Here is a 17540-nt window from a genome sequence, read left to right on the forward strand (position 1 = left end):
GTTGGCTGCTTGACCCATCACTGTCGGGGCTGTTGCGGCTTTTCGGGAACGGCGGGGCCATGCATCTCGCTGCAATGCTTCATGCCGTCGGGCATCTGGTGCGCTTGCCCCATTTGCGGCGATGGCGAGTGCATGGCGGAACCCATCCTGTGACTGCCGTCATCCTTCATCATGGGGCAATCATGCCTGGCGTCCGTTGTCGTAGCGGGAGCGGTTTTCGGTGCTTCTGCCGGATGGTGCCCGGCGTGTGGCGGTGCATTCTGGGCCGATGCGCCAGTGATGACCGTCAAGAGACCGGCACCGGCGATGAAAAAGCGGCGCATGAACAGTCCTCCGTAACAAGACTCTGGGTCGGAGTTTCGCGCTGCGCGCGAAGGGACGCCATAAGTAGAGTCACGCACCTGCAAGATCAGGGCACAAGCACTGCGGCGCCCTTCACCTTTCCTGTGCGCAAACTTTCCAGTGCGTCATTGGCATCTTCGAGCCGGAAGCTTTGCGTAACGGTTTTGATATCGATGTTGCGCACCAGTTCGAAAAAGGAAGTGCCGTCTTTTCGCGTCAGATTGGCGACCGAGAGGATTTGCCTTTCCTCCCACAGGTCGGCGTAGGGGAATGAGGGGATGTCGCTCATGTGGATACCGGCACAGACGACGCGCCCGCCTTTCCTTATCGCCCGCAACGCGCGAGGCACCAACTCGCCTGGAGGCGCGAAGATAAGCGCCGCATCCAGCGCCACGGGCGGATCGGCCGATGAGCCGCCCGCCCAGGCGCAGCCCAGCGAACGCGCGAACGCCTGTCCATCCTGGTCGCCATCCCTGGTAAAGGCATAGACGGTGCGTCCCTGATGCCGGGCGACCTGTGCGAGAATGTGCGCCGCGGCGCCAAATCCATACAGACCGATGACCGGCGCTGGGCCCGCCAGCCGCAGCGCTCTCCAGCCGATCAGGCCTGCACAAAGGAGCGGCGCGGCTTCCACGTCGGAAAATCGTTCGGGCAGGTCGAAGCAATAATGGGCGTCGGCGATCACATGGCTGGCGTAGCCGCCATCTCGCGTGGCGCCGGTGAAGAGGGGTGCGTCGCAGAGATTTTCCTTTCCCGCGCGGCAATAGGGGCATCGGCCGCATGTATGCCCCAGCCACGGGACACCCACCCGCTGGCCCACAGCGAAACCCGCCGCCCCGTCCCCGATCGCCGCGATGCGGCCGACGATCTCATGGCCCGGTATGACAGGGTAGTGCGCGGGGATTTCGCCATCGAGCACGTGCAGATCGGTGCGGCAGACGCCGCAGGCCGAAACCTCGATCAGCAATTCGCCGGCACTCGGCCTGGGCACAGCGCGCTCGATCCAAGCCAGGGGTTGCCGGGGGGTGCTGATCTGCATCGCAACCATTCCGCTCATGCGCGGGGTTCCTTCCGTCCGACAAGGGCTGTCAGTCTATTCGATGGCGCCGGCGGGCGATGTTCGTGAATCTACGCATAGGATGCGGCCCATGATGATCCGATAATTTGCGATCACTGAGCGACCCCAGCAGGAGCGCGCTGGCATGAAAGCTTTGATCTACGATGGGCCGGGCCAAAAGCATCTCGGGCAGCGGGAAGCGCCCAGGATCGTGGACGTTGGCGACGCGATCGTCCGCGTGACGCACACGACGATCTGCGGCACCGATCTTCATATCCTCAAAGGCGATGTGCCAAGCTGTTCGCCCGACCGCATCCTCGGGCATGAGGGTGTGGGCGTGGTGGAGACGGTGGGCGCCGCGGTGGCCAACTTCACCCCGGGCGACCATGTCCTGATTTCCTGCATTACAGCCTGCGGCCGCTGCGACTATTGCCGCCGGGGAATTTACTCCCACTGCACGAGCGGCGGCTGGATCTTGGGCAACGCCATTGATGGAACGCAGGCCGAATATGTCCGGATACCCCATGCCGATACCAGTCTCTATCCGATCCCTTCAGAGGCGGACGAAGAAGCATTGGTAATGTTGAGCGACATCCTGCCGACCGGGTTTGAGTGCGGCGTGCTCAACGGCCGGGTCGCGCCGGGCAGCAGCATCGCGATCGTGGGCGCGGGACCGATCGGCCTTGCCGCCTTGCTGACGGCCCAATTCTATTCGCCGGCCCAGATCATCATGATCGACATCGACGCGAACCGGCTCGAAGTGGCTGAACAGTTCGGGGCGACCCGCACGATCGACAGCCGGACGGACGATGCGGTGGCCCTGGTCAAAGCGCTGACCGGAGGGCAGGGCGTCGATACAGCGATCGAAGCGGTGGGCGTTCCAGCCACTTTCGAGCTGTGCCAGGATCTGGTTGCACCCGGCGGGGTCATCGCCAATATCGGCGTGCACGGGACAAAGGTGGATCTGCACCTTGAACGACTTTGGTCGCACAATATCACCATCACCACCCGGCTGGTGGACACAGCGACCACGCCCATGCTGCTCAAGACGGTTTCGAGCGGGAAGATCGATGCGCAAAAGCTCGTCACCCACCGGTTCACGCTCGATGCGGTCATCGAGGCTTATGATGTGTTCGGGCGGGCGGCCGAGACGCAGGCGCTCAAGGTTCTGATCACGCCCTGAACGGTTTTGCGCTCATCCCAAGGCCACGCGCTTGAGTCCCTCGGCCGACAGCAGATATGCGGCCACCAGCGCTGCCGTGACGGCCAGGATCGAAGGGGTCGGAGCAGAAAGGCCCAATGTGGTGGCGATCGGCAGGAAGGGGAGGGCGGCCGCAGCCGATAGGCAAAGGCCTGCGCTCGCCACCAGAAGGCGGTGGGGATGCTGCCGCCACATCGGGGCCGATGTGCGGATGACAAAGACCACCAGTATCTGCGTTGCCATCGACTCGATGAACCAGGCGGTGCGAAAGGTCGGGACATCGACGTGGAAGACAGCGATGAGCGCGGCGAAGGTTGCGATGTCGAACAGCGACGAGAGGGGCCCCATGATGAGGGTGAAGCGGACAAGCCCGCGCATGTCCCAGCCGCGGGGCGATGCAAGATCGCCGCTCTCGGCGCTGTCGAAGGGAATGCCGGTCTGCGACAGATCGTAGAGCATGTTGTTGAGCAGGATCTGCACGGGGGTCAGCGGCAGAAAAGGGAGGAACAGCGAGGCCAGCGCCATCGTCAGCATATTGCCGAAATTCGAGCTGGTCCCCATGCGGATATATTTGAGGATGTTGGCATAGGTGCGGCGTCCTTCCGCGACGCCATCTGCCAGCACCGCAATGTCGGGCGCGAGCAGGATCATGTCAGCGGCCTCGCGCGCGACATCGGTTGCGCTATCGACAGAGAGGCCGACATCGGCCGCGCGGATGGCCGGCGCGTCATTGATGCCGTCGCCAAGAAAGCCCACGACATGACCGCGCGCCTGAAGGGCGCGAACGATCCTCAGCTTTTGGTCAGGGGTGACGCGGGCGAACAGGTCTGTTTCCCCCACCCGAACCGCCAGCGCCGGCTCGTCGAGCGCGGCGATCTCCTCTCCTGTAAGAAGGCTCGAGGATGGCTGGCCCAGTGCGGTCATGAGATGCCGCACGGCCGCGGCAGAGTCCCCCGAAATGACCTTGGTGCCCACGCCTGCCGCCTTCAGCCGCCCGATGGCGAGCGCGGCCGAGCTTTTGGGTGGATCGAGGAAAAGGCAGAAACCGGCAAATATCAGATGGTCATCATCGTCCGTTTCGATGCGTTCGCGGCCGGTCGCCGCTTTCCAGGCGATGCCCAGCAGGCGGAGGCCCTGGCCAGCATGGTCGTCATGCAGCCGGTTCATCCGCGCCTTCAGTGCCTCGTCAAGCGGTACGATCCTTCCATCGGACGCTTCGGCCTGATCGCATAGGGCCAGGATTGTCTCCGGCGCGCCCTTGACGATTTCGAGCCTTTCGCCCTGCCATTGGGCCAGTACCGAGACCCGCCGCCGCTCGAAATCGAAGGGACGCTCGTCAAGCTTGCGCCAGCCGGTGAGCGGATGATGCCCTGTGTGCGCCAGCAATGCGTCGTCGAGCGGGCTGCGCAGGCCGCTTTCGAACCGGGCATTGACCGCGGCCAGTTCAAAGACGCGTTCGCTGTCGATACCCTCGATGCCCGGATGGCCGGTCATCATGATCCGGGCCTCGGTCAGCGTCCCGGTCTTGTCGGTACATAATATGTCCATCTCGCCCAGGTCGTGGATGGCCGAAAGCCGTTTCACCACCACCTTGGCCGCGGCCATGCGCTGCGCTCCACGCGCCAGACCGATTGTCATGATCATAGGCAGAAGTTCGGGCGTAAGACCAACCGCCAGCGCCATGGCGAACAGGAAGGACTCGACCGGCGGGCGGCCGAGCGCCAGATGCGCCAGGATCACGAAGAGGACGAGGAAGATCGTCATCCGCACGATCAGCAGCCCCAGCCTGTGGATGCCTCGCTCGAACGGAGTGGGTGGCTGTTCATCGGCCAGCGACTTTGCGATGCCGCCGAAATGGGTGCGATCGCCCGTTTGGACCACAAGCATGGTCGCGCTGCCGCCGATCATCGAACTACCGTGCAGCAGCAGGTTTCTTGCCTCAGCCAGGGAAGCATCGGGTTTGATGCTGGGTGACTTTTCAACCGGGAAGGGCTCTCCTGTCAGTGCAGCCTGATTGACCTGAGCCGAGTTGGCCGACAGCACGAGTCCATCGGCGGGTATCAGATCCCCCGCCGTGAGCATGACGACGTCCCCGGGCACCAGATTGCGCACGGGCAGAGTGGCAGCGGCCCCATCCCGCAGCGTTCGTGCGGTGAGGGCAATTACTTCCCGGAGCGCTGCGGCGGTAGCTTCGGCATGTCGTTCCTGCACCGTGTCGAGGATTGTCGACAGCAGGACCATGGCGAGGATCAGCAGGAAGCTCGGCATATCGCCCATGACGCCCGCGACGGCAGCGGCGGCAAGCAGCATCAGCACCAGCGGATTGCCAAGCCTTCGCGCCAGATCTGCGGCAACGCGACGCCGGGATCTCTCGAACAGGGTGTTAGGACCAACAACCGCCAACCTGCGGTCGGCTTCCACGCAAGAGAGCCCCCCTTCGTTCGCGGCGAGCGCGACAAGCGTTTGAGCAACGGGCGTTCGCCAATATTCGGCGGGGACGGAGTTCACTGCGCTGTCAGGACTGACGGCGGTGGAAGAAGGATCGCTGCCCGCTTTTTGAGGAACCGCTTGTCGGAACGGCAAGGGAATGGGGAAAGCCATCGCAGCTCCAAAAACCCATGGGATCGAGCAGGATGAAATGACCCATGCTGAACCCGGCTCTAATCCGTTAAGCTACGTAGCTGTCCGAGGTTCGCCTCGTTGAAGACACTCGTAAAGTCGGTGGGTCTTCCGAGCCACGCTGTTTGTTGTCAGGAGCGCGCGGGCGTGTCCTCGGGACCGGAGGAGGGTATGGCGTCTGCTCGATGGCGAAGCTGGTTTCTTGCGATCCTTGCCGCCGCGGGCCTGATCGCCGCCGTCGCTCACTGGGGAGAGGTGAGGGGGTTCGCGGCCCTGCTGCGTGAAGCCGAGCCGGGCTGGATCGGCCTCGCGCTTGTGCTTCAACTGACAACCTACGCGAGTGTGGCAGGCGGATGGGCGGCAGTGTTGCATCGCGCGCGCACGCCCCAGCCTTTGCGGCCCCTGATGCGAATAGCCCTCACCAAGCTTTTCGCCGATCAGGTTCTGCCCAGCGCAGGCATGGGCGGTAACGTCCTCCTTGTCGACCAGCTGAGATCGCTGGGCGTCCCGAAAGGAACGGCCGTGGCCGCGCTTTTGCTGTCCATGATCGGTTTCTATGCGGCCTATGCCCTCTTCGCTCTTGTGATGCTGATGCTGCTCTGGGTCCATGACCGCGCCACGCCGCTGATGGCTGGCACGGTCACGGTCTTCCTGCTCGTGGCGCTCGCCATTCCGTCTCTCGCGCTGTGGCTGCGCCGTCGCGCAAGCGGGCCGTTACCTCACTGGATCGAGCAGATAGGCTTGGTGCGCAGGCTATTGGAGACGGTGGCGCAGGCGCCAACGGTGCTTTTGCGGGACAGGCCGCTGATCCTTGCCGTCACGGGATGCAATGCCATGATCTTTCTGGCCGATGCCGGGACCCTCTACGCCTGCCTGCATAGCCTGGGTGAGCAGGCGGCGTTCGGAACGGCCTTCATTGCCCTCATCATGGCGTCGGTCATTGCGACGCTGGGCCCGATCCCGCTTGGTCTTGGCAGTTTTGAAGCGACATCGGTCGCGATGCTGCATCTCCTGGGCGTGGCGCTGGAGGCGGCCTTTGCCGCGACCATGCTGCTGCGTCTCTTCACGCTCTGGCTGCCGCTTGTACCTGGCATGGTGATGATGCGGGGCATCGCGAAAAAGGAGCCCGCAGACAGCAGGCGGCTGCAATAGCGGCGATGCGCTTATCAGCTGGCTGGCCTCATTCCAGCCATGTTTTTCCTGGCGATCCGGACGGTCGGATCGTCCGGATCGGCGATGGTGACAAAACCAAGTTCGCGCTCCATGCGCAGGGCCGCGTCATGGTCGGCACATTCTATGGACTCGACAGTCTCGATGCCTTCCGCCTTCGCGTAGCGCAGCACATGTTCAAGCAGCGTCCAGCTTATCCCCTTGCCCTTCATGTCGGCGCGTGTGGTGAGTGCGATCTCGGCCCGGCTGCGGTCCGGATCGGTCGCCAGCATGGCGAGCGCAATGATCCCTCCATCCTCTTCATCGAAGGCAAGGAAGCTGATCGTGCGCAGATAATCGACCCGCGTCATCATGGTGATCTGATCATGATGCACCTTGGGGACGCCGGACATGAAGCGGAAGCGCAGGTCTTCGGCCGACACCTGATCGAAGAAACTTGCCACAGCCGGCTCGTCATCCGGGCGTACCGGCCGGACATGGAAGCGAAAACCATGCTCCGTCACGAGGTCCGATGCCCAGCCCTCAGGCGCGGCGCGGATGGTGAGGCGCGAGGCCGTGGCTGGCTCGGGCGTGATCCGTGCACGCGCGTCAAGGGCGATGACCCCTGCGGCGCTCACCACAAGAGGATTGATGTCGAGTTCAAGGAGGTCGGGGAGATCGACCGCCATTGCTGATACGGCGTCAACCACATCGGCCAGGCCCTCCACATCGGCGGCTGGCACGTTGCGGTAGCCCGCCAGCATCCCCGAGATGCGTGTTTGGGCGATCAGGGCGCGCGCTTGGGCATGATCGACGGGGACCAGGTCGATGGCCCTGTCGTTCAGGATCTGCGTGGCGGTGCCGCCGGCGCCTGCCATGAGGATCGGCCCGAAAGCCGGATCGGTCGTGATGCCGACAATCATCTCGGTGCCGTCAACCTCGACCATGTCTTCTACCGCAAATCCCTGGATATGCGCCTGCGGGTGATCGCGACGGATGCGTCGTTCCATCTCCTGTGCCGCCGCGACCGCGGCGCGCGCATCGGGGAGGTTGAGCGCCACGCCGCCCACATCCGATTTGTGCGCAAGATCGCGCGAGACGATCTTGACGGCAAAGGGAGCGCTCAGCCAGCAGCAAGCTTCCTCCACCGCCTGCGCCGAGGCTGCAAAGCGTGTCGCCGCGACCGGGATGCCATAGGCCTCCAGCAGCTTCTTCACCTTGATTTCGGAAAGCAGAGTGCACCCTTCCGCCTGTGCACTGGCGATGATCGCCCGGGCAGCAATGCGATCGGCCTTGACCGCCCGCGTTTGCGCGGGTGCATCGGTCAGGTTCCAGCGCAGGCGACGCGCCTGCGCCAGATAGCCAAAAGCGCGCACCGCGTCGTCGGGGGTGGAAAAGACGGGAATGCCTGCCGCCGTGAAGATCGATCGGACGGCCTGCGCATTGGCATCGCCAAGCCAACAGGCCAGGACAGGCTTGCAAATGCGCTCCTGTACCGCCGCTGCGACTTCCTCGCATATGGCATGGGCTGTCTCGCCGGCCTGGCTGCGTGCGGTCGGGCAGTTCATCACCAGCACGGCGTCGCTTGCCTCGTCCCGCAAAAGGGACCGCAATGCGACGCCGTATCTGCCCGCGTCGGCGTCTCCCAATATATCGACAGGGTTGTTGTGCGACCAGCCGGCGGGCATGTCGTTTCCGATCAGGGCCAGTGTTTCCGGGGCCAGGCTGCTCAATTGGCCGCCGGTCCGCGCGAGTGCGTCGACGGCCAATATGCCTGCTCCACCGCCATTGGTGAGGATCGCCAGCCGGTTGTCCGGGATCGGTTCGCAGGTACAGAGGATCTCGGCGGCGTCGAACAGTTCGGTGAGGCTGTCGACCAGGAGGATCCCGGCCCGGGCGAATGCCGCCTGGTAGACATCATAGGAGCCGATCATCGCTCCTGTATGGGAGAGCGCGGCCTTCGCGGCGAGTTCACTTTTGCCCGCCTTGATCGCGATGACGGGCTTGGTGAGCGCCGCTGCCCGGGCGGCCGCCAGGAACTCGGCCGCCTGCGTCACGCCCTCGATATAGAGAAGAATGGCATGGGTGTGCGGATCGGCCGCCAGAAGATCCACAAGGTCGCCCAAGTCCGCGTCGGCCATGTCTCCCGCCGAGATCACGGCGGAAAAACCGACGCTGCGGGTCTGCGCCCAATCCAGCACGGCGGTGATGAGCGCGCCGCTCTGGGATATGAGGCCAAGATGTCCCGGCCGCGCCGGAGTTCGCGCGAAGGTCGCGTCGATCCTGGCGTGGGGCACCATGAGCCCGAGGCAATTGGGCCCGACGATCCGCAGGTCATGCCGTCGAGCTGCCTCGATCGTCTCTCGGCGCAGTCCATCGGCGTCTGTCAGGCCGGCCGAGAGGATGACAGCGCAACGCGTTCCCAAGGCTCCCAACTGGTCGATGATCGTCCCAACCGTTGGCGCGGGTGTCATGATGATTGCAAGCTCAGCGGCTTGGGGAAGGTCCGCGATTGCGTCGAACCAGATCGCCCCTGACCTGGCGACAGGATGCGGATTGACGACATAGACCTCGCCATCGAATCCGCCGGCAAGGAGATTGTCGAGGACGAGGGCGCCGACGGTTCCCTCGCGGTCCGATCCGCCGACCAGGACTATGCTTCTGGCATGCAGAAGGGGGGAGAGGTTGCGGATCGTCATGGATCTTCTCGCCTTGTCGCCAAAAAATGCGCCTGCCGACGCTAGCCGGCCTGATCCTATGGGATGCCCTGCCCCAGCCGATATTCGTAAATGCCGCAGGTCTTGTTCGAACCGGGCGGAGCGGAAAGCTACTTACGGGATGTTGCGAATAGGGTCGCGCCACGTATTTCCTACAATCGCCTCAAACAGCGAGGAGGCGAGCGTGCAGCACTCAAGCCAGGCGAAAAGCGAGCTTTCAAGCGAAGACCCTGCGCGGGAGATCATCCACGATCTTCGTAACCTGTTTACGGTTATCGCCTCCACTCAGCATCTGTTGGCCAAGAATATCGCCGGACCGGAACGCGCGAAGCTGTTGCGGGGCCTGGAGGAAGCGGCCGTGCGCGGCGGCGAATTGACCTTGAGGCTGCTGTCGAAAGAAACCCGGGGAGAGCGTCACCTGTTGGACGTGGGCGCACAAGTGGCTGAGGCCGCTCCCATGCTCCAGGCGATCGTCCGATCTCCAGCTTCGTTGGAGATCGACACGCAGGTAGCCATCCCGGCCGCGCTTGTGCGTGCCGATCCGGCTGAGTTGGAAGCGGTGATGCTGGAGCTTGTCGCCAATGCCACCGCTGCCGGTGCGCGCCGGATCATGCTCCGTTGCCGCAGGGTCGCAAGCTGGATCTGGCTGGTGATCGCCGATGACGGACCGGGTCTCCTGCCCAATGGCGCCACCCAATGGCAGCGCCCGGCAATGGCCTCGGGCCATGGCATTGGCCTCAACCGGGTTCGGCGCGCGATACAGGAGATGGATGGCAAAATACGCATTCGCGGCAGCGCCGGCGCAGGTGTCGGCACGGTTGTCGCCCTGCTTTTGCCGGTGGCGCCTCCCGCCGCCAGCAAATCACGCGCCCGAGAGTGGCGTGCATTCCCCCTGCACAAGGAGAGTTGTGATGAAGACCGACGGACAGTTGCAGCGTGACGTGATGGACGAGCTCGAATGGGACCCCAGCGTCGACCATGCGGATATCGGCGTAGCCGTCAAGGACGGGGTCGTAACCCTTTCCGGCTATGTGACCAATTATGTCGAGAAGATGGCCGCCGAAAAGGCCACGAGGCGGGTGAGCGGCGTCAAAGCGATCGCCGAGGAAATCCAGGTGCGCTTCAAGTCCGAGCCACACACGGCCGACCATGAAATCGCCAAGCGTATCCTCGATATCTTCTCGTGGAATGTCTCTATCCCGCACGAGAAGATCAATGTGAAGGTGGAGAAGGGCTGGGTCACGCTTTCGGGCACGGTGGACTATTATCATCAGAGCGCCGAGGCCAGGAAGTCGGCGGCGAGGATCTCGGGTGTCACAGGGGTCAGCAACCTCATTGAGGTGAAGAAGCTGCCGGTTACCTCCGATGTTCGCGAGCGGATCGTGGCCGCCTTCAAGCGCCAGGCGGACCTGGATGCCGCAGGCGTCACCATTTACACCGAGGGCAACACGGTTCGACTGGGCGGCCGGGTGAAGGCCTGGCACGAACGCGGCGTCGCCGAGCGCGCGGCCTGGGCGGCTCCGGGTGTGACCAAGGTGGAAGACAATATCATAGTCAGCTTCTGACCATAGCGGCCCCCGGTGAAAGCCGATCGGATGACGGCCGTCATTCATCGGGGGCCTCGTGCAGCGCGGCCATGACCGATTTTGTGGAGGGCGACATGCCCATTGTTGATCGCGTGCGGCAGTCCCTGGACGTCATATTCCTCGCGGCACTGTCATTTGGCCTGATGGCCGCAATCGTCGCCATGATCCTGGCGAAGCTGCCGGGATGAGCCAGCGGAGGAGGGCGCCACCTTCTTCATCCGCTTCAACTGCGGCCTCATTCGCACGCAAGCGCAGTTCGATGTGACCCGCGCAATCATGAGGAAATCGACATGAAGAATGTGCTGTTGCTCATCCATGATGACACAGGTCAGGAAGCGCGGCTCCAGGCCGCACTCGATTTGACGCGATCGATCTCGGGCCATTTGACGTGCCTCGACATCGTCCAGATTCCCGTACTGGCCGGAACAGAATATTATCCCGACGCGGAGTTGATGCTGCTTGCTGAGGCGCGCGGCCGGGAAGCGGTCAATGCGCAACATGTCAGAGCCCGCCTCGAGTCGGAGGATATCGCCTGGAGCTGGACCGATCAGACGGGGTATATCGCTCCGCTGCTCGAGGACGCGGCCACCCTGGCGGATGTCATCGTCCTCAACACGTCGCTTGCGGGCCATATGGTTCCCGAAATGCCGTCGATCGTTTCGGACGTGGTGCTAAAATCGGGTAAGCCCATCCTGGCGGTCCCCGAGAGAATGCGAGGCATCGATCTGAGTGGTCATGTGCTCATCGCCTGGGATGGATCGCCTCCCGCCGCCGAGGCTCTGCGTGCGGCTGCGCCAATGCTGGAACAGGCGACGGGCGTCACGATCGTCGAGATCGGTGCCATTACCGGCGACCCTGCCGAAGAGGCAGCATCCTATCTCTCCAGACATGCGATCCACGCGCGTATCGAGCGGCTGGATGAACTTGAGCCAGGGGTAGCCGGAACGCTGTTGGCGATCATGGTACAGCGTGGGCCGGCTTATTGCATCCTGGGCGCCTATGGACATTCTCGCCTGCGCGAAAGCCTGTTTGGCGGGATAACACGCAGGTTGCTCGCCGACGCTCCGGTTCCGCTATTCCTTGCGCATTGATCCTGGCCCGCCCTCAGTCGACCGGCAGGCCCAATGCGTCTCGTATCAAGGCAAGAGAATTCTCGATAGTGCCGCCCGCATCGATCTGGCGCCATCTCCCAAGGTTGCCGACAGCGTAGCCGGCCTGGGCGCGGGCGACCGTTACATCGGCGTCGGATGCGTCGGGAGCACGCGACGCGATGCGCGCGGATCGTTTTGCCTCGCTGGCATTCAGCCAGATCCCATCGAAGGCAACCGGTGCAGTCTGCGCGACGCCTTCGACGCGCGCTCGCTCCCCTTCATCAGCAAATACCGCATCGACAATCACCGCGCTGCCTTGCCTGATCGCGTCATCCGCCAATTCGTTGAGCCGCCGATAGACCTTCCCGGCGGCTTCTGGTGAATAATGATGGCGAGGCAACCGGGTCTCGGGCGCGATGCCCACCAGCTGCTTGCGCACCACGTCGCTGCGCAGGATGCGCGCGCCCGGCAGACGTCCCAGCAGATGGCCGATGCGGCGCGCGAGTGTCGACTTGCCCGAGCCTGAAAGGCCTCCCATGGCGAGAAGGCGCGGCGGCGCCGGGGCCAGTATCGCCTGCGCAAAGGCCAGATAGTCTCGCGCCTGGGCAGCGATCTGGAGATTTCTGCCGCATCGCATGCTTTGTGCCGCATGGACATGCGCCCGGATGGCAGCGCGGACCGAGAGGAAGAGAGGCAGGAGTTCGATCCCCGTCTCGTCCACGGCGGAATGGTCGAGATAATGGTTGAAGACGATGTTCGCGCCGTGGCGCAGACCTCTGTGCCACAGGTCCATGATCAGGAAGGAAAGGTCGTAGAGGACATCTACCTGGGCAAGCTCGTCACTGAATTCGAGACAATCGAAGAGGGTTGGTTCGCCATCGACCAGGGCGATGTTGCCCAGATGCAGGTCGCCATGCCCCTGCCGAACCCTGCCTTCCTGGCTGCGGGTTCGGATGAGGCCTGCCAGACTGTCGCACAGCGACAGTTGCCGCACGGTGAGGGCGTTCCTCTGCTGCGGCTCGAGCAGTTCTGGTAAGGCGGCCATGCTGGCCGCATTGTCCTCGATCACCTTTCTGAAGGAGGCCGCAGCATCCATGGGCATCGCGACCTGCGCGTCCTGGTGAAAGGCCTCGATGCGCGCCGCGAGCCGCATCAGCCTCGATGCGTCAAGTTTGCCCGCATCCGCTTGGTCGCTCAGAAGCGCGCCGTCGGGAAAGCGGCGCATCTCCAGCACCCAGTCGGCCACCGAGCCGCTGCCGTTGAGGGATAGCGCGCCTGCGCTGTCGCGGGTGACAGGATGGACCGCGATGTAGAGGGTCGGTGCTGTCCGCCGATTGAGGGTCAATTCCGCCTCGAGCGCCGCCCTGCGCCGCTCCGGCGTGGTGAAATCGAGATAAGCAAAGCGCACGGCCCGCTTGAGCTTCCAGGCGCGATCGGCGCCCAGAAATATGCTGGCCGCGTGGGTGTCGATCCTTCGCATGCCGGGCCCGCCGATGCCCATGAGAAAGGCGGTGACCTCCGACTGGGTGTCGAGGGAGCGCTTCTCCCCGGTAGAGGTTGCCTTCATTGCATCAGCCCTTGTCGATCATCATGGGTCAAGACGCCATCCTGGGACGCGTTTCCACCTCGACCCTGTGATGGGCGCTGAAACGGAAAAGCCTGCAGGCCGAACGCGCGAATGCGCGGAACAGCCGGCCGATCTGCGAACCAGGCCAGCCGAGGGGTTCGCCCTCCCGAGCAGAGGCGCGGAAAATGAGGCAAGCCGCCACTTTGGAAAGTTCGTTCATGCCGCAAGCTCCATCGTCAAGGCGCGCATGTGTCTCCTTCATGTGAATCGTGGATGGCTTTGGAAACCGCGGCCTGCATCCCCGGGGTCGCTTCGAGCGAGGCAGCAATGATGTTCGCGTGCCGCGGACCCAGATTATGGAAAGCCCGGTGGAGCACCATTGGGAACTATACCTAGCAGTGCCGGGCGCTCGGAAACCTGCGCAGTGATTCGCAGCGATGTCATCCGCCGGCCGCAGCTTGAGAAGAACAGGCGCAGAAGGGTGAAAAATATTCCTGTTGATTATCCGAAGATTAGATCGGCTAAAGTTGACCTGTATTTCTCACTCCGGCCGAAAAAGTTAAGACCATCAAGCCATCCAATCGCGGAGCTGAAGCGGGATCGTTTCAGCAAGGGTGAGATATGTTGAAACGGAAGACCGCTCCATGGCTTCGGTTTGGCGCGGCTGGTCTTGCTGTTGCGATCGCTTTGGCGGTGCGGATCTTGCTCGACCCCTGGCTTGGCGATCGATCAGCCTACATGATCTTTGTTATCGTCATCATGGCGGTCGCGCTGTGGGGAGGCGAAGGGCCGGCGATCCTCGCCACGCTGTCTGGCCTCGTGACCGGTTTCATCTTTGTGCGCCAGCCTGCGACCGAGCACAGGGATCTGTTCGAGCTCGCCATGTTCGGCGCCACGGCAGCGGGCATCATCCTCATGAGCAGTCTCATTCGCAGGTCGAACCGGCGCCTGGAAATGGCGCAAGCGGCGGCGGCACAGCGCGGCGCGGCGAGCGAGCAGACCGCCGAGGAGCTGAACCTGCTGATCGATGGAGCACAAGGCCTCGCCATCTACATGCTCGACCCCGACGGCCGCGTCACCATCTGGAACCGCGGCGCTGAACGCCTCAAGGGCTGGACCGAGAAGGAGGCGCTCGGCAAGCCCAGTTCGCTCTTCTATCCCAGCGACGCTGTTCTGGCGGGCAAGCCCGAGGCCGACATCGAGCGCGCCCGGAGGGACGGGAGACTTGAAGAGGAGGACTGGCGCCTTCGCAAGGATGGATCGGAATTTCTGGCGTCTGTCAGCTGGACGGCTCTTTACGGCGATGACGGGGAGCTGCGCGGCTTTGCCAAGGTCATCGCGGACATCACCGAAAAGCGCTCCGCCGAAGATCGGCTCAGGGCCCATGAAAGCCAGTTGAGCGCCATCCTCTCGACGGTGCCCGACGCGATGGTGGTGATTGATGAAAGCGGCAAGATCATTTCGTTCAGTGCGGCTGCCGAGGCTCTGTTCGGCTACGACGAGGCCAAGGTGCTGGGGAAGAATGTGCGCATGCTCATGCCTTCACCCGATCGCGAACGCCATGACAGCTATATCCAGCGCTATCTGGCAACGGGCGAGAAGCGGATCATCGGCAAGGGTCGGGTGGTCTTTGGCCAGCGCAAGGACGGCTCGCTCTTTCCGATGGAGCTTTTCATCGGTGAGGCGGTGCGAGGGAATGAGGGGATATTCACCGGCTTCATCCGCGATCTCACCGAACGGCGCATGGTCGAGCAGCAGATGGCGACGCTGCAGGCTGAACTCATCCATGTCACGCGGGTGAGCGCGATGGGCACGATGGCATCGACGCTTGCCCATGAACTCAATCAGCCGATCGCGGCCGTCACCAACTATGTCGAAGCCGTTCGCGATCAGCTGAGGCAGCCTGATGAACGCGAGTTTCCGATGATGCGCGAAGCGCTCGGCGAGGCGGCGAGCGAGGCACTGAGAGCGGGGCAGATCGTGCGTCGCCTGCGTGAATTCGTTTCACGAGGCGAGGTGGAAAAGACGATCGAAAGCGTTTCCGATCTCGTCAATGAAGCCGCGGCTCTGGGCCTGGCCGGCGCGCGCGAGAGGGGCATCGGCGTGCGCTTTGATCTGGACCCGGGCGCCAGCCCCGTGCTGGTCGATAAGGTTCAGATCCAGCAAGTGCTGATCAATCTCATACGCAACGCATGCGATGCCATGGGCAACAGCCCTCTCAAGCAGCTGACGATATCCAGCCGCGCCCCAAGCGATGGCCTTGTAGAGGTGACAGTGTCCGACACGGGCTGCGGCATCCCCCCGGGCGTTGCCAGGCAGCTCTTCTGCGCGTTCGTGAGCACCAAGCCCGAGGGCATGGGTCTTGGTCTTTCGATATGCCGTACGATCGTGGAGGCCAATGGTGGCAAGATCTGGATGGACACGCGCAAGGGCAAGGGCACCGATTTTCACTTCACCCTCGTTCGAGCGCAGGCGGAGGAGGCATATGACCGACAGGAAGCTTATTCACATCGTTGATGACGAGGATTCCGTCCGGCGATCGGTGGGCTATATGCTCAAGACGTCGGGCTATGCGGTCGAGGCTTGGGATTCGGGAGCCGCCTTTCTTAAGAATGCGGCATCAGCGCAGGGCGGCTGTGTCCTCCTGGATATTCGCATGCCCGAAGTCGATGGTCTTGAAGTGCAGCGGATCATGGCGGAACGCGGGGTCACACTGCCCATCGTCATCATGACCGGCCATGGCGATGTGTCGATCGCCGTGCAGGCGATGAAGGCGGGGGCGGTGGATTTCATCGAGAAGCCGTTTGAAAAGACCATTCTGCTCAATGCCATCGAGCGCGCTTTCGACCGGATCCGTTCCGCCCAGGATGTGGTGACGCGGGCAGCCAGCGCCGACATCATCATCGGCGCTCTCACGACCCGCGAGAGGGAGGTGCTGGAAGGGCTGGCGCAGGGCTTGCCCAACAAGACGATCGCCTATGATCTGGGTATATCCTCCCGGACGGTAGAGGTCCACCGGGCCAATCTCATGACGAAACTGCACGTCCATAGCCTCTCGGACGCACTGCGTATCGCCTTTGCCGCCGGGATGGGCGCGAGGGACCTGACTGGGACCAATACGTAATGACCTGACAGCCGCCCCGTGCCACTTCTTGGGCATGTTGCTGAGTCCTGCGGCGCAAGGCGCAAAGAGCATGGTCGTCCCGAAGATCCCCATCGTCATCCTGGACGACGATTCAGGATCGAGGCGTTCGATGCAGCTGCTCCTGCAGGGCCGGGGCTTTGATGTCCGATCCTTCGCCAGCCCTGAACTGCTGATAGCCGATGTGAAGGTCAGCGCTCCGGCTTGTCTGGTCACCGATTACCGGATGGCGGGACATGACGGGCTGCAGGTGCTGGACGCGCTCCGTGCCGCCGGGTGGAGGGGCGCGGCGATCCTCGTTACGGCCTATGGCTCGCCCGAGTTGATGCAGAAGGCGATCGCCCAGGGATTTCAAGCGGTGCTCGACAAGCCCTGCAAGGAATCCGCGCTGGTCAATGCCGTGATCGCGGCGACGAGGCGCGAGAGGGACCCTTAGGTGCGCTCATGACGGGGATTGGGAAAAAGCATGAGGGCTCGCCTTCTTCCGCCGCCCCCTTGACCTGCTGACATCCCGCGAACGGGAAGTGCTTGCTGCGGTAGCAGATGGGCTCACCAACAGGCAGACAGGTGAATTGCTGGGGATCAGTCACAGGACCGTCGAAGTCCATCGCGCCAGGTTGATGCGCAAACTGGACGTGCAATCCATGGCGCAGCTGGTCGCGCTCTATGTCCTGAAGGGGCAACCGCGGCCCAAGTCCGGCAGATATCAGCCTCGCCGCCGATCGGACCCGCAATAAGGGGCCAGGCGGGGCGTGCTTGCGCGATCAGCGGCTGGTCTCACAGGAACCTTGATAACCGGCACGATGCTCCGCGGGCATTGGTCGGCATGAAGGCAGCTTCACCGGTCGTTCGCCATGGACCCATTCGTAGATTCCCCAATTTCGGCGGCCGACAATATCGTGATCATTGTAGCCGAGTCCAAAATGACCGCGAGATGGACTGGAGGCATGATGGACTATGTGCAGCACGCCGTGCGTTCAGCTGGCGACGCGCGCGATTGTTGGCGGACAGGAAATTGCAGCACGAGGCAAAGAGACAGGTGGCGCCAGGCCTGTCCCGTAAAGGCAGC

14 protein-coding genes are annotated in these 17540 nt (G+C 63.1%); 10 read left to right on the plus strand and 4 right to left on the minus strand.

Translation table 11 applies throughout. The annotated features are described in order from the left end of the window. Nucleotides 1-409 precede the first annotated feature (409 nt). On the minus strand, nucleotides 410-1390 hold the full coding sequence (locus K426_RS26635; protein WP_031290972.1) for a zinc-dependent alcohol dehydrogenase family protein: 981 nt from the start codon (nucleotides 1388-1390) through the stop codon (nucleotides 410-412). A 154-nt stretch (nucleotides 1391-1544) separates the two neighbouring features. Here K426_RS26635 and K426_RS26640 point away from each other — a divergent pair, with 154 nt between their 5' ends. After that, a complete protein-coding gene (locus K426_RS26640; protein WP_021244741.1) occupies nucleotides 1545-2582 on the plus strand; it encodes a zinc-dependent alcohol dehydrogenase family protein in 1038 nt (345 codons plus the stop codon). Between the two features lie 12 nt (nucleotides 2583-2594). Here K426_RS26640 and mgtA read toward each other — a convergent pair whose 3' ends face one another. Next, nucleotides 2595-5201: a magnesium-translocating P-type ATPase gene (mgtA, locus tag K426_RS26645; protein ID WP_081659693.1), complete on the minus strand. Its 2607-nt coding sequence runs from the start codon at nucleotides 5199-5201 to the stop codon at nucleotides 2595-2597. Between the two features lie 189 nt (nucleotides 5202-5390). Here mgtA and K426_RS26650 point away from each other — a divergent pair, with 189 nt between their 5' ends. Next, entirely contained in the window at nucleotides 5391-6371 is a 981-nt protein-coding gene (locus tag K426_RS26650) for a lysylphosphatidylglycerol synthase transmembrane domain-containing protein (protein ID WP_021244739.1), read from the plus strand. 14 nt (nucleotides 6372-6385) lie between these two features. Here K426_RS26650 and K426_RS26655 read toward each other — a convergent pair whose 3' ends face one another. Then, entirely contained in the window at nucleotides 6386-9067 is a 2682-nt protein-coding gene (locus tag K426_RS26655) for a bifunctional acetate--CoA ligase family protein/GNAT family N-acetyltransferase (RefSeq protein WP_066564233.1), read from the minus strand. A gap of 202 nt (nucleotides 9068-9269) precedes the next feature. On the opposite strand from K426_RS26655, the gene K426_RS26660 reads away from it, so the two are divergent. From K426_RS26660 to K426_RS26670, 4 genes are all read left to right on the plus strand, one after another. Beyond that, a complete protein-coding gene (locus K426_RS26660; protein ID WP_021244737.1) occupies nucleotides 9270-10025 on the plus strand; it encodes an ATP-binding protein in 756 nt (251 codons plus the stop codon). Then, on the plus strand, nucleotides 9997-10650 hold the full coding sequence (locus K426_RS26665) for a BON domain-containing protein (protein ID WP_021244736.1): 654 nt from the start codon (nucleotides 9997-9999) through the stop codon (nucleotides 10648-10650). The genes K426_RS26660 and K426_RS26665 overlap by 29 nt, the downstream gene beginning before the upstream one ends. A gap of 71 nt (nucleotides 10651-10721) precedes the next feature. Next, nucleotides 10722-10859 (plus strand): hypothetical protein, encoded by a 138-nt coding sequence (locus K426_RS31925; RefSeq protein ID WP_021244735.1) that lies wholly within the window; start codon nucleotides 10722-10724, stop codon nucleotides 10857-10859. A gap of 102 nt (nucleotides 10860-10961) precedes the next feature. Continuing rightward, nucleotides 10962-11762, plus strand: a complete 801-nt coding sequence (locus K426_RS26670) for a universal stress protein (RefSeq protein WP_021244734.1) — start codon at nucleotides 10962-10964, stop codon at nucleotides 11760-11762. A gap of 13 nt (nucleotides 11763-11775) precedes the next feature. Here the strand turns inward: K426_RS26670 and K426_RS26675 are convergent, their stop codons facing one another. Further along, nucleotides 11776-13329: a bifunctional aminoglycoside phosphotransferase/ATP-binding protein gene (locus K426_RS26675; protein WP_021244733.1), complete on the minus strand. Its 1554-nt coding sequence runs from the start codon at nucleotides 13327-13329 to the stop codon at nucleotides 11776-11778. Nucleotides 13330-13950: 621 nt separating this feature from the next. Between K426_RS26675 and K426_RS26685 the strand changes: the two genes are divergently transcribed. The 4 genes from K426_RS26685 to K426_RS30745 all read left to right on the plus strand — a co-directional run bounded on the left by K426_RS26685 (nucleotide 13951) and on the right by K426_RS30745 (nucleotide 17208). Beyond that, the gene (locus tag K426_RS26685; protein ID WP_021244731.1) at nucleotides 13951-15846 is read left to right on the plus strand and encodes a PAS domain S-box protein; all 1896 of its coding nucleotides are present in this window, start codon (nucleotides 13951-13953) and stop codon (nucleotides 15844-15846) included. Further along, nucleotides 15815-16453: a response regulator transcription factor gene (locus K426_RS26690; protein WP_021244730.1), complete on the plus strand. Its 639-nt coding sequence runs from the start codon at nucleotides 15815-15817 to the stop codon at nucleotides 16451-16453. Before K426_RS26685 ends, K426_RS26690 begins: the two co-directional genes overlap by 32 nt. A 70-nt stretch (nucleotides 16454-16523) precedes the next feature. Continuing rightward, nucleotides 16524-16907 carry a response regulator transcription factor gene (locus K426_RS26695; protein ID WP_031290964.1) on the plus strand — a complete coding sequence of 128 codons (384 nt, stop codon included), beginning with the start codon at nucleotides 16524-16526 and terminating at the stop codon, nucleotides 16905-16907. Nucleotides 16908-16974: 67 nt separating this feature from the next. Continuing rightward, nucleotides 16975-17208 carry a LuxR C-terminal-related transcriptional regulator gene (locus K426_RS30745; protein WP_257721830.1) on the plus strand — a complete coding sequence of 78 codons (234 nt, stop codon included), beginning with the start codon at nucleotides 16975-16977 and terminating at the stop codon, nucleotides 17206-17208. Nucleotides 17209-17540: the final 332 nt, after the last annotated feature.

This window comes from Sphingobium sp. TKS (assembly GCF_001563265.1).
In the GTDB taxonomy this organism is placed as follows: Bacteria; Pseudomonadota; Alphaproteobacteria; order Sphingomonadales; family Sphingomonadaceae; genus Sphingobium.

Excerpts from the sequence above, each read along its gene's own strand:
- mgtA (WP_081659693.1), bottom strand. The coding sequence starts at position 5,201 with ATGGCTTTCCCCATTCCCTTGCCGTTCCGACAAGCGGTTCCTCAAAAA.
- K426_RS26665 (WP_021244736.1), top strand. The coding sequence starts at position 9,997 with ATGAAGACCGACGGACAGTTGCAGCGTGACGTGATGGACGAGCTCGAA.
- K426_RS26640 (WP_021244741.1), top strand. The coding sequence starts at position 1,545 with ATGAAAGCTTTGATCTACGATGGGCCGGGCCAAAAGCATCTCGGGCAG.
- K426_RS26655 (WP_066564233.1), bottom strand. The coding sequence starts at position 9,067 with ATGACGATCCGCAACCTCTCCCCCCTTCTGCATGCCAGAAGCATAGTC.
- K426_RS26685 (WP_021244731.1), top strand. The coding sequence starts at position 13,951 with ATGTTGAAACGGAAGACCGCTCCATGGCTTCGGTTTGGCGCGGCTGGT.
- K426_RS26635 (WP_031290972.1), bottom strand. The coding sequence starts at position 1,390 with ATGGTTGCGATGCAGATCAGCACCCCCCGGCAACCCCTGGCTTGGATC.
- K426_RS26695 (WP_031290964.1), top strand. The coding sequence starts at position 16,524 with ATGGTCGTCCCGAAGATCCCCATCGTCATCCTGGACGACGATTCAGGA.
- K426_RS26690 (WP_021244730.1), top strand. The coding sequence starts at position 15,815 with ATGACCGACAGGAAGCTTATTCACATCGTTGATGACGAGGATTCCGTC.
- K426_RS26650 (WP_021244739.1), top strand. The coding sequence starts at position 5,391 with ATGGCGTCTGCTCGATGGCGAAGCTGGTTTCTTGCGATCCTTGCCGCC.
- K426_RS31925 (WP_021244735.1), top strand. The coding sequence starts at position 10,722 with ATGACCGATTTTGTGGAGGGCGACATGCCCATTGTTGATCGCGTGCGG.
- K426_RS26670 (WP_021244734.1), top strand. The coding sequence starts at position 10,962 with ATGAAGAATGTGCTGTTGCTCATCCATGATGACACAGGTCAGGAAGCG.
- K426_RS26675 (WP_021244733.1), bottom strand. The coding sequence starts at position 13,329 with ATGAAGGCAACCTCTACCGGGGAGAAGCGCTCCCTCGACACCCAGTCG.